This is a genomic window from Pedobacter humicola (assembly GCF_056490705.1).
Genome location: NZ_JBWJIG010000023.1, coordinates 37,919 through 53,631, shown reverse-complemented (window position 1 = coordinate 53,631; position 15,713 = coordinate 37,919). Strand labels below are relative to the sequence as shown.

The window sequence follows — 15,713 nt, the reverse complement described above, 5'->3', positions numbered from 1 at the left end:
GCTGCTGGAATTATTCTATCATGGGTAAACTAAAATAAAATGTAGAGCCTTTTCCAAATTTACTTTCCACCCAAATTTTTCCGTTATGCCTTTCCATTACTTCCAGGCAGATATATAAACCAACGCCAAAGCCAGCAATCGTTCGTGTATCCAGACTTTCTACACGGAAAAAGCGATCAAAAAGCTTTGGTATGTTATCCTCCTTAATCCCAATACCTTCGTCTTCCACGCTAACAATTACTTCACCTTTTTTTCTTTCGCATTTTATAGCGATTAAAGATTCTTTTTTAGAATACTTGGCTGCATTGCTGATCAGGTTATTGATTACATTGCCAATTTTCTCACGATCTGCATTCACCCGGATTTCATCTAAACCAATAACCTGTATAAAATGACTTGGCAAAATAACCCGATTTTCATCCGCAATGGTTTTAATCAGTTCAACCAGATCAAAATCAGTTTTATTTAATAAGATTTTGCCAGACTCCAGAAGCGATACATTTAGAAAACCATCGATCATTATCGACATTCTTTTCAGCTGGACATTTATTTTATCAAGTGTTTCAGTGGTAAAGTGGTTATCGGTTTCCTTAAGCTTAAATTGTAAAAGCTGCACATAAGCACTTAATGCCGTTAAAGGTGTTTTAAGCTCGTGACTTACCATGCCTATGAAATCGTTTTTTCTAATCTCATCTTGTTTATGCTCTGTAATGTCTAAAACAGCCCCGGCAATATAAACAGCCTTTCCCTCCTCATTATAATAGGCTTTACCTGCTGTTCGTAACCATTTTGTTTTTGTATTTATGCCATTGAGGTTAATTTGATATTCGATGTTGAAAGCCTGTCGGTTATGCAGCGCTTTTCTGATACTGCTGGTCAGAAAAGCAATATCATCCTGGCTGATCAGCGATTTTGCTTCTTCAATTCCTAAGGTGTTGTTTTCCAGTTCGTAAATCTGCTGTGCCCTTACTGATAAAAGTACCTTTTTGCTTTCAATGTCAATATTCCAGGAACCCATTTCGGAGGCATCCATGGCAATTTTGAGGATGTCTTTAGCTTTAAGTAATTCCTTTTTAAAGTTGACCTGTTCTGTAATATCTTTAATGATCGATAAAATTCGGGTTACTTCGTTTTTGTCATTTTTTAAAGGCTGGTACATCGCAATAAAGTAACCATCGCTTATCGGCGTCGAAATTCTTAATTCATTTAAGACTAAAGGCTCGCCTGTTTTAAAAATCTCTTTAATCCGGTTTATTATGGGTTTTTGCAAACCAAGCTCGGGCCTTGCTTCTTCCTGCGGAATGCCGATCACTTCTTTCCTGGTTTTATCCCATAGTTTTAAAATGTTATCATTTGCATATTCTGTAATCAATTCAACTCCTCGCAGTACACACATGCCCAATGGGGCCTGTTCGAAAAGACCTCTAAACCTTGTTTCACTTTCCGAGAGTTCGAATAAAATGTTTTCCAGGTTATTTTCATTGGCGGCGATCTCTTTCAGTGAACAAATAATGTATTCCACTGAGCGACCGCTCTGCAGTACCGGCGAAAATTCCAATTCCCATTTTACATTTGGGGAATTGGAATAAATAGGGTGAATAATGAGATGGTTTTTCTCTTTACGCTCGCTTACTTTACGAACTGTTTTAATCAACAGCTCTTTTTCATTGTCAGAAAGTAGGTTTGGGATGATATCAATGTCATAAAACTTTGGTTTTCCTCCAATTTGTTCTATTAATGCTAGATAGGCATCGTTATATTCTACAACCACTAAAACTGGTTTTATTTTGAAAATGATTAAAGGAGTTTTAGAATGTCTTAATAGTGCTTTTAGAAATGATGATGCTAAATCTATCATAAGTTTGAGTTAACGCTTTCTCAAATATACTCTTTACGGCTTTAATTGCCAACAGATTTGTGATGATGAAATGATAGTTATACTACAATAATGTATTAATTATAAGTCTATTTAAGCTCATGCTTTTTAAAAGGCTAAAAATCAGCCGTTACGTGTATATATAATTATTGATTCTTTAAACATTTTTTAAGGTATAGCTGTTAGGTAAAAAGGTAGATGATATTCGTTTTGTCCTCTTTGGAGGTTTATTAGCAGTTACACAATAGATAAGAACATGAATCACGAAAGCATTTATTCATCCGATAAGTGGAGATCATTTAATGGATTTTCTCCGTTAATTAAAGTTTACAGATCTTTTCACAATTTAACATCTGACATAGAATTTATTATCAATCAACAAACTTTTCCAATCACCTTTAAAAAGAATAAGTTTATTTCCTCCCCATTACATCGTGATAATTGCTCGTACCTGATTTTTAAGGGGATAGTAAGAGGTTATATGAAAGATGATAATACAGAAATCACGACCTGGCTTGCAAAAGAAAATGAGTTTGTTGGGGGTGTAAGTAATTTTTTGGATGAGCGCGCAACAAATGAAGAGTACATACAGGCCCTTGAAGATGTAATAGCAATTGTCGTTCCACACAGTATGACAAAACTATTGCATCTAAATTACCATATTTTAAATGATGTTGATCGAAAAATGAGCCAGTTATATTATCGGCAAGCTTGTGAAAGGGCGCTTATTTCGAGGCTACATTCTGCAGAAAAAAGATATACCCGCTTTGTGAAATCATACCCGGAATTGGTAAATCGGGTTCCACAAAAACATATTGCTTCATTTCTCTGTATGCGATTGGAAACCTTAAGCCGCATGAGAGCAAAATTAGCTTCACACGCCATCAATACATCTTCACTGTAAAACATTTTTTTAAGTCTATCTGAAATATTTTAGGCAGACTAATTTTAGATCAACTGTTATTTTAATATCAAAAAATTGTAAAGCTAAATGTTCAAAATAAAGTCACAGAATTACAGATGTATTGCCCTACTTAGTAAAAGTGACTGATTTCTAATACATTTTATTTAATAGTGTTATGTAAAATGCCTTGTTTTTATGCCTGAAATTGATTTTTTGATATTTTTTTTGAAAATTATTTATTTGATAATCAGTGTGTTGTATTTTGTTTTCGATTTATATCCGTCATTTGTACGATTTAACATTTCTCACTTACATTTTTTTAAAAATTTATATATATTTGTTCTTACCCTTTCGAGGGTATGTTTTTCATAGGTAGATGTAGGGTCAGAACATTGTTCTGGCCCTTTTTTATTTTAGTATCTTTTGAGAAAACCTATTTTTGTATGATGATAAAAAAGAAAGTGATTGTTGCGGTTACTGGTGCGAGCGGCTCTATATATGCGAAGGTTTTATTTGATCAGTTATTGAAATTGAAAGAACAGATTGATGCCGTTGGTATAGTAATGAGCGATAATGCAAAGGAGGTTTGGCAGTTCGAACTGGGTAACCAGGAATATAATCAATTTAAAGATTTTACCTTTTACAGCAAAAACGATTTTAATGCTCCTTTTGCCTCAGGATCTGCAAAATACGACACCATGATCATTGTGCCCTGCTCAATGGGGACCTTAGGACGGATCGCGCACGGAATATCCAACGATTTAATTTCAAGAGCTGCTGATGTTGTATTGAAAGAGCGCAGAAAATTAATTGCCGTAGTAAGAGATACTCCTTTTAGTTTAATCCACATTAACAACATGAAAACCGTTACCGAAGCTGGCGGAATTATTTGTCCGGCAAATCCATCTTTTTATAGTTTACCTAAAAGTATAGAAGAAGTTGCAGGAACAGTAATTAGCAGGGTATTGGATTTAGCTGGTTTTGAACAGGAGAGCTACCGTTGGCAGGAAGACTAGTTTGCAGTTTTCAATTAACAGTTTGTGATCAACTGAAAACCGGAAATCGTAAACTGTATTGTTAATACACTGTAATTTGTACGTTAACACCGCTTCAGGCACCTAACTCCGAACAAATTTCTTATCTTTGCAAGCTCAATGAAAAAGGTCGCATTTTATACATTAGGTTGTAAACTCAATTTCTCTGAAACCTCAACCATCGGTCGTTTATTTACCGATGCCGGTTATGCTGTGGTAGAATTTCAGGATCAGGCCGATGTTTATGTGATCAATACCTGCTCTGTTACGGAGCATGCTGATAAAAAATGCCGTAAAGTTGTTAAAGAAGCTTTAAAATATTCGCCAAATGCCTTTGTAACCATTGTTGGTTGTTATGCACAATTAAAACCACAGGAAATTGCCGAAATAGAAGGTGTTGACATGGTTTTAGGTGCTGCAGAAAAATTCAGGATTGTAGAATACATCACCGATTTAACCAAACAGCCAAAAGCGGTTGTTCATCAGCAAAACATAGAGAAAGTAAACCATCATTTTATTGCTTCCTATTCTATTGGTGACAGAACACGTACTTTTTTGAAAGTACAGGATGGTTGCGATTATCCTTGTACCTATTGTACTATTCCTTTAGCACGTGGCGCAAGCCGTAGCGATACCATCGAAAATGTGGTGAACCGTGCAAAAATGATTGCCGCAAGCGGTGTAAAAGAAATTGTATTAACAGGGGTAAACCTTGGCGACTTTGGGATCCGTAACGGCCAGCGCGAAGATAAATTTTTTGATTTGGTTAAGGCTTTGGATGAGGTAGAGGGAATCGAAAGGATCCGTATTTCGTCAATCGAACCGAATCTTTTGAGCAATGAGATTATTCAGTTTGTTTCCACTTCAAAAAGATTTGTTCCACATTTTCATATTCCTTTACAATCGGGTTCTGATAAGATTTTAGGTTTAATGCGCCGTCGTTACCGCACTGATTTATATGTAGAGCGTGTGGCTAAAATTAAGGAAGTAATGCCGCACTGCTGTATCGGCGTAGATGTAATTGTTGGTTTTCCGGGCGAAACAAAAGAAGATTTCTTAGATACTTATCAGTTTTTAAACCAACTTGATATTTCATACCTACACGTATTTACCTATTCTGAGCGCGAATTAACTGCTGCAGCCGAAATGAAAGGTGTGGTAGCTGGAAGCGAACGTAACGAGCGCAGTAAAATGCTTCATATTTTATCGGATAAAAAACGCAGGGCCTTTTACGAATCGCAGATTGGTACTGAAGGTGAAGTGCTTTTCGAAGCTGATCAAAAATCAGGTTATATGCATGGTTTTACCAAGAATTATGTAAAGGTTCGCGCCAAATATGATCCTGTGATGGTTAATGAATTAAAGGCCGTTAAACTCTTGGAAATTACTGCCGATGGTGAAGTTGAGGTGGCCGAATTGGAAACGGCTTATGCACATCATTAGTTTAGTCTTTAGTCAGATGTTCTCAGTCTGAAGTCTTCAGTCAAAATTTTTACTCTTTCAGCCCGTCGATTTGTCCTTCTTGAGGGTTAACTTATTTTATAAATCAATACAATTGGTATTGGTGTTGTGAATTGATTTTTTAGCTTTTTTTAACAAAACGTCAAGTCGAAGGATTTTAATAATGGAAGATGTGATGATGGAATTGATATTCAGATAATCCATGAATTGTTTTTACTTGTCTCAAGAACTTTTGAAGGCAGTTAATTAAACATGATCGAAGTGGGCACGAAGCCGATTTTTTCTATCAGGCGAGTAAAGCGGAGCGCAGGACTGTACCAACCGATGAAATACTGAACCTTTTTTTTCCTAATAGAGAAGATAGATTTTTATCTGTATCTTCTTATTTAACCGCTGGTTTTTAGCCTTTCAGCTTAGGACTTTGGTCTTTCTGCTTAAATCTTTCAGCTTTGGTCTTTCTTTCCTATCTTCGCAACAAATAATTTGTATGTTTCCTACCGTTTCACATTTCTTGCAATACTTATTTGGCATTAATTTGCCACTTCCATTTAATACATTCGGTGTTTTTGTAGCACTTGCTTTTGTTGCTGGTTATTGGGCTTTTACCAAGGAATTAAAGCGTAAAGAAGCACTTGGTATACTCCATCCATTTAAAAAAACAGTAATAATCGGAAAACCTGCCACTACCTCTGAGCTGATTATGAACGGGCTTTTTGGCTTTGTTATTGGTTATAAACTGGTTTACGCATTATTAAACTATAGTCTCTTTGTGAGCGATGCACAGGGCATATTGATGTCCACAAAAGGAAATATCATTGGCGGCTTATTTTTTGCAGGTTTGTTTGCCTATTGGGATTATACCGAAAAGAATAAACATAAACTCGATAAACCAAAAGAAACGCAGGTTACCGTACATCCATACCAAACCATGAGCAATTTGATTGTTTGGGCTGCTATCTGGGGTTTCTTAGGTGCAAAATTTTTTGATAATTTAGAATATTGGGATGATTTTGTTCAGCATCCTATAGAAAGGTTGTTGTCTTTTAGTGGTTTAACCTTTTATGGAGGCCTAATATGCGGTGGTGCAGCGGTACTGATTATTGCAAAAAGAAACGGTATTAAACCTTTGCACATGCTCGATGTAGGTGGGCCAGGAATGATGCTGGCTTATGCAGTAGGCCGTATCGGTTGCCATCTGGCTGGAGATGGCGATTGGGGTATCGTAAATAATAATCCTAAACCATTTTCGGGGTTGCCAGATTGGTTATGGTCTTACAAATACCCAAATAACGTGGTAGGAGAAGGCATTCCGATCCCGGGCTGTAGCGGTAAATTCTGCAACGAACTGGCACAGGGTGTGTATCCAACGCCGATTTATGAAGTGATTATCTGTTTGATCCTTTTTGCCTTCCTATGGCAGATTAGAGATAAAATAAAAGCACCAGGGCTGATGTTTGGTATTTATATGATCTTAAATGGTGTCGAACGTTTCTGCATCGAATTGATCCGTGTAAATTCAAAATACCATGTTTTTGGCTTACACTTTACTCAGGCCGAAATGATTTCTACTTTCCTTGTAGTTGGCGGTATCGCATTAAGTGCCTATGCTTTAAGGAACAAGAATAAACTGGCTTAAAAATCCTAATTAGTTCATTTTAAAATCCAACAACAAGACTATTTTGTTGTTAAATAGCTATGAATTACGAATTATTATGCACTAAGGTTATCTCTATTGTAAAGCTTACCGGAAACTTTATCCGTAAAGAAGCAATGCAATTTGATGCCCAAAAAATCGAATACAAGGGCTTGAACGATATGGTTTCGTACGTTGATAAAACAGCAGAACAGAAGCTGGTTCAAAACCTCGAAAAACTTATTCCTGACGCCGGTTTTATTACTGAAGAAAAGACCATTAATCGAACAGGCAAAACGTATACCTGGATAATCGATCCTTTAGATGGTACAACCAATTTTATCCATGGTATTCCGACATACGGCATTAGCGTAGCGCTTTATGAAGAAGGATTACCTGTTATTGGGGTGGTTTACGAATTAAATCGGGGAGAGATGTTTTATTCGTATAATGGCGGGCCTGCCTTTATGAATAAGAAAGAAATCAGGGTTTCTATCAATCCTGATCTGGGTTCAAGTTTATTGGCTACTGGTTTCCCTTATTACCAGTTTGATAAGCAACCTCAGTATTTGAAGTTATTGACTGAGATGATGCAGAAAAGTCATGGGGTGCGTAGAATTGGGGCAGCAGCAATAGATCTGGTATACACCGCCTGTGGACGTTTCGACGCCTTTTTTGAATACAATCTACAACAATGGGATTTTGCCGCTGGCTGTTTTATTGTTCAACAGGCAGGAGGAGAGGTTTACGATTTCTCTGGTGGTAACGATTATTTTGAGAAAAGGGAGATCTTAGCTACCAATGGAAAACTTACTGCTGAAATGTTGCAGGCGATTAAAAGATATTTTTAATTCTTATTGTAACCCTGAATTTATTTCAGGGGCTTTTTATTGAAGATGCTGAAATGAAATCAGCATGACGAGTTTATTCACAAAAAAGGTCCCGATTCTCATCGGGACCTTTTCACTATATGTACTATGAAAAATGCACAGTTTTAAAGCGCTTCAGAAACAACTTCTGTAACTTCTGGTACCATTCGCTGTAATAAGTTTTGGATGCCAGATTTAAGCGTAATGGTGGAAGATGGACAACCACTGCAAGAACCACGTAGTTCAACAGTAACCACACCTTCGTCGAATGATTTATAGGTAATTGCACCACCATCCTGCTCTACAGCCGGACGAACGTAATCGTGCAGAATCTGCTGGATCTTAATTTCAGTTTCCGAACCTTCAAAAGCTGGAGCCTCTTCGGCTGTTGCTTCTTTAATTTTTAATTCAGATTCTACCGCACCTTTAACAAATTCTTTTAAAATGGCTTCGATATCAGCCCATTCAGCATCCTCAGTTTTGGTAATGGTAACGAAGTTACTGGCGAAAAAAACACCAGAAACAAAGTTGAACTTGAATAACTCTTTGGCAAATGGAGAATGTTCTGCACTTTCTTTAGTCGCAAAGTCTTCACTGCCATTAATTAACAGCTTGTTCACCATGAATTTCATGGTGGCTGGATTCGGAGTCTGTTCTGTATATACGTTAATCGTCATGTCTTGATCAATTTGAATAAACAAAATTAACAATTACTCACTAATAAAACCCTGTAATGCTGTCTGCTTAACGTCAATTTAATTTGACTAGAAAACGCCAGTGTAATTAAATGGTGTAATGGTTCTCAATTGTACTTTTACAGCTTCTGAAACATCCAAACCTTCAATAAATTCTGCAATACTTGTTGCATTGATTTTTGAGTTGGTCCGGGTCAGTTCTTTCAAGGCTTCGTATGGATTCGGATAATTTTCCCTTCTCAATACCGTTTGGATGGCTTCAGCAACAACTGCCCAGTTATCATCTAAATCGGCATGTAGTGCAGCTTCATTTAGTAAAATTTTATTCAATCCACGTAAAGTAGAATTAATGGCAATCAAAGTATGACCAAATGGAACACCCACATTTCTTAAAACAGTAGAATCAGTCAAATCCCTTTGTAAGCGTGAAATCGGCAATTTGGCGGCGAAAAATTCGAATAGCGCATTGGCAATTCCTGCATTTCCTTCTGCGTTTTCAAAATCGATCGGGTTAACCTTATGGGGCATCGCCGATGAACCGATCTCACCAGCCTTGATTTTCTGCTTAAAATAATTTTTGGAAATATACGTCCAGATGTCTCTGTCTAAATCGATAATAATATTGTTGATGCGTTTTAAAGCATCACATTGGGATGCAAACTGGTCGTAGTGTTCAATCTGAGTAGTGTGCTGCGCTCGGGTTAAACCCAAAGTTTCGTTTACAAACTGATTAGAAAAATCAACCCAGTTTACTTCGGGATAAGCAATGTGGTGTGCATTGAAGTTTCCGGTTGCGCCACCAAATTTTGCACTGTTAGGAATCGTTTTTAAACTTTCCAACTGAATGCTTAAGCGTTCGGCGAAAACCAGAAACTCCTTACCTAATTTAGTGGGAGAGGCAGGTTGGCCGTGCGTATGTGCCAACATTGGGATATCTTTCCACTCTGTGGCCAGGGCGTTTATTTTTTCAATCAGCGTATTAATTGCCGGATAATAACTTTCGTTTAAGGCCAGTTTAATTGAATAAGGGATGGCAGTATTATTAATGTCCTGCGAGGTTAAACCAAAATGAATAAATTCTTTATAATTTTGAAGGGATAAAGCATCGAACTTGCTTTTGATAAAATATTCAACCGCTTTCACATCATGGTTGGTTACTTTTTCAGTTTCCTTAATTTCTAAAGCATCTGCCTCTGAGAAATTTTCGTGGATTTCGCGCAATTTGGCATAAAGATCTCTATCAAAATTTTCCAAGCCAGGCAAGTTGATTTCGCAAAGTGCGATAAAATATTCGATTTCTACAAAAACACGGTATTTGATTAAAGCTTCTTCAGAAAAGTAAGCGGCTAAACTTTCGGTTGTTTTTCTATAACGGCCATCAACAGGTGAAATAGCTTGTAGTGATGTTAAATTCATTATGCGGATTATATTTTTGCCGCAAATTTACTACAATTGATGGATTTTAAGGCCTTGATCTTTAGAAATTAGTATAAATAAAAAAGGCCTTGGAAATTCCAAGGCCCTTTGCAGTAATCGCTAAAACTATTTTTTAGTCGTATCTAATACTGTAGTGTCTTTAACGGTTGTATCTTTTACAGTAGTATCTTTAACTGTAGTATCTACAACTGTAGTGTCAACTTTAGATGAATCTGTTGTACCATCTTTTTTTTCTGATTTACATGCAATAACAGATAGAGATAAAGCAAGAGCTAAAAAGCCCAATTTAAATGCATTTTTCATTGTTTTTTTAATTTGTTTGGTTCTAAAAATTAATTACTTACTAATTTATACAAAAAACTTAAAAAAGTAACCCGATTTGATGAAATAAAAAAGGTCACAATGTTAAATTGTGACCTTTCTTTCTGAAATATTATAAAAAACTAGTGTTTTACTTCAGTTTTTTCAGTAGTAGCTTTAACGGAAGTATCTTTTACGGTAGAATCTTTAACTACAGTATCAACTTTAGTTGTATCCGTAACAATTGTTGAAGAATCTGTAACTGTAGTATCAGCGCCATCAGCTTTTTTAGTAGAATCACAAGCAACAACAGTTAAAGATAAAGAAAGGGCTAAAAAGCCTAATTTGAATGCATTTTTCATTTTGATATATGTTTTAGGGTTAATATATAACATTAATACTCAAAATGTGAAAAGGTAACCCGTTTTTAGGTTAAAATGAAAAAGCCTCCCGATTTTATATCGGGAGGCTTTTCTATAAGTTAGTTAGACTAGTGTTTAACTTCAGTTTTTTCTGTAGTAGTTTTTACAGTAGTATCTTTTACTGTAGAATCTTTAACTGTAGTATCTTTTGCAGTAGTGTCAGTTACGATAGCTGAAGAATCAGTTAAAGTAGTATCAGCACCTTCTGCTTTTTTTTCTGAATTACAAGCAACAACTGATAAAGATAGAGCTAAAGCTAAAAAGCCTAATTTGAATGCATTTTTCATGTTTGAGTATTTTTTAAGTAATTAATTAATTTACCTCTTAATACCTGTTGTTAAAAAAGGTAACCCAAAAAAATAAAAAAAAAGCAAAAAAAATAAAAAAGGCCCAGAATTTGAATTCAGGGCCTTTTTTATATGGTAAGTTAGACTAGTGTTTAACTTCTTCTGTAGTAGTTGTAGTAGCTTTTACAGTAGTATCTTTTACTGTAGAATCTTTAACTGTAGTATCTTTTGCAGTAGTATCAGTAACGATAGTAGAAGAATCAGTTAAAGTAGTATCAGCACCTTCAGCTTTTTTTTCTGAGTTACAAGCAACAACTGATAAAGATAAAGCTAAAGCTAAAAAGCCTAATTTGAATGCATTTTTCATTTTTGAATTTTTTTAAGTAATTAATTTCTTGTTAATGCCGCAAAGGTAAAAAGGTAACCCGATAATTTGAAAAAAAGTTAAAATATTTTTTTATGTCCGTTGGGTTACCGTTCAGGTTAAGTTTGTATTAAGCAATTATAGCTGCTATAAATATTTTTTTGTCTAATATTGGGTTACTATTTATCGAAAAATGTATTAACTAGTGAATAACAGTTTAAAGAGTTCAGTTCCAACAGATAGAGAGGTTATTTTAGGTATCCTAAATAACTCCGAAGATGCACTTAACAAGTTATACAAGGCTTATTATGCAATGGTTTTGCAATTTATCCTCAATAATAATGGTGATGAAGATGATGCAAAAGACGTTTATCAGGAAGCCATTATTATTTTATATAACAAAATTAAGGAAGGTAATTTTGAGCTCAGCAGCAAACTGAAAACCTATATTTATTCGGTTTGCCGGCGGATCTGGTTAAAGAAACTTAACCAAAACAGTAAAAAGGCTGGCAACATTACCGATTATGAAGATGTATTTGCTGTTGAAGAGGACGTAGAGGAACATGAGGAAAAAGATGCTGCTTTTGTAAAAATGCAGTCGGCACTCGATCATCTGGGCGAACCTTGCAAAACTATTATTCAGGATTTTTATATCCACAATTTATCCATGCAGGATATCTGCGAAAAGTTTGGTTACACCAATACCGATAACGCAAAAACACAGAAATACAAATGCCTGCAGCGGTTAAAGAAAATATTTTTTCAACCCTAATAATTGAAATGAGAAACGATTTGGAGTTAGATGCAATTATTGAAGATTATCTTTTAGGTAAACTTAATGCACAGGAAACTGAAGCCTTTGAACAGTTACGTCGTAATGATGCCACGGTAGATCATAAGGTAGTTTCGCATAAGTTCTTTTTAGAGTCTATGGGCACATTTGCCGGACAATTACGCTTAAAGGAGCAATTGAAACAAATTCATTCAGAAATTGATGTGGAGGCTTTGGCTTCAACTTTAAGGCCGCATCCATCACGTGTGGTTCAATTATGGCGTAAGCATAAATCTGCAATTGCAGTTGCGGCCTCTTTTTTAGTGTTGTCGTTGGTTTCTGTATATTCTATTCAGCATAATACCAGGCAAAAAGAGCAACTTGTGTTACTCAGTAGCCAGGTAAATAAAGCGATAAAAACGCAAAATAGCCTAATTAGAAAAATAAACAGTACATCGGCTGTTGTTGGAAAGCCTGCTGTTCAAAATAGTGTTGGCGGTACTGGTTTTGCCATTTCTTCTAATGGATATATCTTAACCAATCTTCATGTCATTAATGGGGCGGATTCACTTTACGTTCAAAATAGTAAAGGAGAGTCTTTTAAAGTTAAGTCGGTATATACCGATCCTCAGAATGATATTGCTATTTTAAAAATAAGCGATAAAAATTTCGCCAATCTATCGTCATTACCTTATACCATAAAAAGAAGTACTAGCAGCATTGGCGAAATGGTTTATACTTTAGGTTATCCAAAAGATGATGCCGTTTTAGGTGAAGGTTATGTGAGTTCTAAAAATGGGTTTGTAGGTGATACCACTCAATACCAGGTTGCCATTGCTGTAAACCCTGGCAATAGTGGTGGCCCGGTTTTAGATAATAATGGTAATTTGGTTGGAATTATTAGCAGTAAGCCAGATCAAACTGAAGGGGCGGCTTTTGCTGTTAAATCTAAATATATCTTAGAAGCGATGAGGGCTATCCCACAAGATTCTTTAGGGAAAAACAAACTTTCTGCCAATAAGAAAAGTACCCTATCAGGCTTGAAGCGTACAAAACAAATTGAAAAACTACAGGATTATGTATTCATGATCAAAGCCTATAATTAAACACCCCAAACAAATTAATATTCTTAAGCCCTGTAGATTAGATTCTTCAGGGTTTTTTATTTGAATTGTAATTTGGAGGTCTTAAAATAATATTATGTCTATGTATTTACTATACTATTGTTTAAATTTGTTTGAATCAACTTAAAATTAAGAATATTATGAGCATAAGATTAGGCGATACCGCACCGAATTTCAAAGCCAACACATCCATCGGCGAAATAGATTTTTACGATTATTTAGGCGATAGCTGGGGGGTACTGTTTTCTCATCCTGCCGATTATACCCCTGTTTGTACCACAGAACTGGGTAGAACTGCAGCATTAAAAGGTGAGTTTGAAAAAAGAAATGTTAAGGTTTTAGCTTTAAGCGTAGATACGGCAGAGTCGCATAAAGGCTGGATCAATGATATTAACGAAACGCAGCATACTTCTGTTGAATTTCCGATTATTGCCGACCCGGATAAAACGGTTGCCAATCTTTATGATATGATCCATCCAAATGCTTCAGAAACATTAACGGTTAGATCGCTGTTCGTGATCAGTCCTGATAAAAAGGTGAAGTTGACCATTACCTATCCGGCATCAACAGGAAGAAATTTTAACGAAGTATTGCGTGTAATCGATTCTCTACAGCTTACCGCAAATTATAGTGTGGCTACTCCGGCCGATTGGAAAGATGGCGAAGATGTAATTGTTGTAAACAGCATCAAAACGGAAGATATTCCGGCAAAATTTCCTAAAGGACATAAAGTAATCAAACCTTATTTACGTACTACGCCACAACCAAATAAATAATTAACCGTAATTCCCTTTATGTATACGCAACATTCTTGTTGAATGCTTAAAAAGGAGTGGTATTACATCTGTAAATTATTATATTTGATAGTTTTGTTTCAATATTAACGCTTAAACTGGTTGTTTTATTTATTTTGATGATCAATTAGTTGGATGAAATGCTGATCAAAGCTTAAAAGGTTTATTATTTTATATATTTTTTTTATTTTTTTATGGCAACCGGAAAAGTTAAGTGGTTTAATACTCAAAAAGGCTTTGGATTTATTGTACAAGAAGACAATAAAGACTTATTTGTGCATTTTAAAGATGTTTTAGGTGGAATCGAAAGCTTGAAAGAAAACGACACAGTAGAATTTGAAGTAGCTGAAGGCAGAAAAGGTTTACAGGCCGTAAACGTTAAAAAAGTTTAAGCGATAATATACTTATTTCCTATTCCCTTAAAAAAGCCTTTCAACAGAAAGGCTTTTTAACGTTTATGCCGTTGTCATTACTCAAAGTAACAATTAATAATACTGGATGATTGACGCTCTAATGATAATATTCTCTCCATTAGCGATTTTAGTAAAAATCAAAAACTGATTTTGATCTGCTTTAATTTTATATTTTTTGACCAGGTCTTCGGGTTTTGCAGGGTAATTCCGAACAATTACATTGCCTTTTAAATTCCCTAGTTTTTTGAGATCGCCGGTTGTTAATATCGCTTCAATTTTAAATATCCTACCAGGAAAATCCTTATTTACCGCATCTGAAATAAATAACTGCGTTTGCGTGTGCAATTTTAAAAGATTGTATGTTGAGCCGATTAAATTGAAAGCTCCTGACTTTAACAAAGCTGCATCTGGTTCGTATAAATAATCGCCAATAGATAAGTCAGCTGCAAAATGTACCGGTGAATCAGCCGATGATCTGTAGAAGGTGAAATTTTTCTCGATTCCGTTATTTAAAGTTACGGCAATAATCTTAGTATCCTGATCAAAGCCTTTATCAATTACCCATAAAAGTTCTTTACACTCATTTTTCAGGCTTACAATATGGATTTCGCTAACATGTTTCAGTTCTGATAAGCCGGCTGAAATATCGAGTAAAGGTGCTGTTTTGACGATTATCCTGTCTGATTTCCCCAGCAATGTATCTAAATTGCCCACGATATCAGGCGTACAATCTTTCAGCATAAAAACCTTACCTTTTTCGGCCCTTCGGGCAGGATCTACATAAATGGTGTGAAAACGTTCACTGGCAGTACTAAGGTAAGCAATGCCATCTTCGGCGCTAAATTCAATATTATTTGCCTGCAATGCCTGGGCATTATATTTGGCTATTGCTGAAAGTTCGGGATTAATTTCGCAATGGGTAACCGCTTTTATCTTTTCGGAGAAGTAGTAGCTATCAACTCCAAATCCACCGGTGATATCAATTAAGGCATCGCCTTTGGCCAATTTCGATTTATATTGTGCCGTAATTTCGGAGGAAGTTTGTTCTATGGATAATACGGGAGGATAATAAATGTTTTCGGATTTAAACCAGGTTGGTAATTTCTTTTCCGATTTCTTTTTCGCGGTAATCTGGGTAGCTAATTCTGCAGAAGTAATACCTTCAAATGGACTTTTAGCTAAAGCAATCTGATTTACATCGGCATTTAAGTTTGCGTTAATGTAATCTTGGACTGATTTCGCTAAAAGTTTATTGTTCATTTCTTAGTGTCGGGTATCAAGTTGCGGGTATTAGGTATAGGGTATCAAGTAGCAGGTATCAATGGTAA

General features: G+C 35.7%; 17 protein-coding genes. 9 read left to right on the top strand and 8 right to left on the bottom strand.

Annotation, left to right across the window (positions count from 1 at the left end; all coding sequences use genetic code 11):
- Window positions 1-10: 10 nt before the first annotated feature.
- Entirely contained in the window at window positions 11-1,858 is a 1,848-nt protein-coding gene (locus tag AC04Q1_RS24480) for a PAS domain-containing sensor histidine kinase (protein WP_478367175.1), read from the bottom strand.
- A gap of 274 nt (window positions 1,859-2,132) precedes the next feature.
- Between AC04Q1_RS24480 and AC04Q1_RS24475 the strand changes: the two genes are divergently transcribed.
- From AC04Q1_RS24475 to AC04Q1_RS24455, 5 genes are all read left to right on the top strand, one after another.
- Window positions 2,133-2,780: a Crp/Fnr family transcriptional regulator gene (locus AC04Q1_RS24475; protein WP_478367174.1), complete on the top strand. Its 648-nt coding sequence runs from the start codon at window positions 2,133-2,135 to the stop codon at window positions 2,778-2,780.
- Window positions 2,781-3,226: 446 nt separating this feature from the next.
- On the top strand, window positions 3,227-3,796 hold the full coding sequence (locus AC04Q1_RS24470) for a UbiX family flavin prenyltransferase (RefSeq protein ID WP_478367191.1): 570 nt from the start codon (window positions 3,227-3,229) through the stop codon (window positions 3,794-3,796).
- Between the two features lie 138 nt (window positions 3,797-3,934).
- Window positions 3,935-5,257: a tRNA (N(6)-L-threonylcarbamoyladenosine(37)-C(2))-methylthiotransferase MtaB gene (mtaB, locus tag AC04Q1_RS24465; protein WP_478367173.1), complete on the top strand. Its 1,323-nt coding sequence runs from the start codon at window positions 3,935-3,937 to the stop codon at window positions 5,255-5,257.
- Window positions 5,258-5,762: 505 nt separating this feature from the next.
- Entirely contained in the window at window positions 5,763-6,911 is a 1,149-nt protein-coding gene (locus AC04Q1_RS24460; protein WP_478367172.1) for a prolipoprotein diacylglyceryl transferase, read from the top strand.
- Between the two features lie 59 nt (window positions 6,912-6,970).
- Window positions 6,971-7,759: an inositol monophosphatase family protein gene (locus tag AC04Q1_RS24455; protein WP_478367171.1), complete on the top strand. Its 789-nt coding sequence runs from the start codon at window positions 6,971-6,973 to the stop codon at window positions 7,757-7,759.
- Between the two features lie 143 nt (window positions 7,760-7,902).
- On the opposite strand, the gene AC04Q1_RS24450 is transcribed toward AC04Q1_RS24455, so the two are convergent.
- The 6 genes from AC04Q1_RS24450 to AC04Q1_RS24425 form a co-directional block, all read right to left on the bottom strand.
- Entirely contained in the window at window positions 7,903-8,454 is a 552-nt protein-coding gene (locus tag AC04Q1_RS24450) for a NifU family protein (protein ID WP_055911586.1), read from the bottom strand.
- An 87-nt stretch (window positions 8,455-8,541) separates the two neighbouring features.
- A complete protein-coding gene (gene purB / locus AC04Q1_RS24445; protein ID WP_478367170.1) occupies window positions 8,542-9,888 on the bottom strand; it encodes an adenylosuccinate lyase in 1,347 nt (448 codons plus the stop codon).
- 126 nt (window positions 9,889-10,014) lie between these two features.
- Entirely contained in the window at window positions 10,015-10,212 is a 198-nt protein-coding gene (locus tag AC04Q1_RS24440; RefSeq protein ID WP_478367169.1) for a hypothetical protein, read from the bottom strand.
- A 140-nt stretch (window positions 10,213-10,352) separates the two neighbouring features.
- A complete protein-coding gene (locus AC04Q1_RS24435; protein WP_478367168.1) occupies window positions 10,353-10,571 on the bottom strand; it encodes a hypothetical protein in 219 nt (72 codons plus the stop codon).
- Window positions 10,572-10,699: 128 nt separating this feature from the next.
- Window positions 10,700-10,918: a hypothetical protein gene (locus AC04Q1_RS24430; RefSeq protein WP_055911574.1), complete on the bottom strand. Its 219-nt coding sequence runs from the start codon at window positions 10,916-10,918 to the stop codon at window positions 10,700-10,702.
- 145 nt (window positions 10,919-11,063) lie between these two features.
- Complete coding sequence (locus AC04Q1_RS24425) at window positions 11,064-11,285, bottom strand: hypothetical protein (protein ID WP_055911571.1); 222 nt, start codon at window positions 11,283-11,285, stop codon at window positions 11,064-11,066.
- 202 nt (window positions 11,286-11,487) lie between these two features.
- Between AC04Q1_RS24425 and AC04Q1_RS24420 the strand changes: the two genes are divergently transcribed.
- From AC04Q1_RS24420 to AC04Q1_RS24405, 4 genes are all read left to right on the top strand, one after another.
- Window positions 11,488-12,054: an RNA polymerase sigma factor gene (locus AC04Q1_RS24420; protein WP_478367167.1), complete on the top strand. Its 567-nt coding sequence runs from the start codon at window positions 11,488-11,490 to the stop codon at window positions 12,052-12,054.
- A gap of 8 nt (window positions 12,055-12,062) precedes the next feature.
- A complete protein-coding gene (locus AC04Q1_RS24415; RefSeq protein ID WP_478367166.1) occupies window positions 12,063-13,160 on the top strand; it encodes a trypsin-like peptidase domain-containing protein in 1,098 nt (365 codons plus the stop codon).
- 158 nt (window positions 13,161-13,318) lie between these two features.
- The gene (locus AC04Q1_RS24410) at window positions 13,319-13,954 is read left to right on the top strand and encodes a peroxiredoxin (RefSeq protein ID WP_478367165.1); all 636 of its coding nucleotides are present in this window, start codon (window positions 13,319-13,321) and stop codon (window positions 13,952-13,954) included.
- Window positions 13,955-14,166: 212 nt separating this feature from the next.
- Window positions 14,167-14,364 carry a cold-shock protein gene (locus AC04Q1_RS24405; RefSeq protein WP_029276380.1) on the top strand — a complete coding sequence of 66 codons (198 nt, stop codon included), beginning with the start codon at window positions 14,167-14,169 and terminating at the stop codon, window positions 14,362-14,364.
- Between the two features lie 93 nt (window positions 14,365-14,457).
- Here the strand turns inward: AC04Q1_RS24405 and AC04Q1_RS24400 are convergent, their stop codons facing one another.
- Window positions 14,458-15,645 carry a class I SAM-dependent methyltransferase gene (locus AC04Q1_RS24400; protein ID WP_478367164.1) on the bottom strand — a complete coding sequence of 396 codons (1,188 nt, stop codon included), beginning with the start codon at window positions 15,643-15,645 and terminating at the stop codon, window positions 14,458-14,460.
- Window positions 15,646-15,713: the final 68 nt, after the last annotated feature.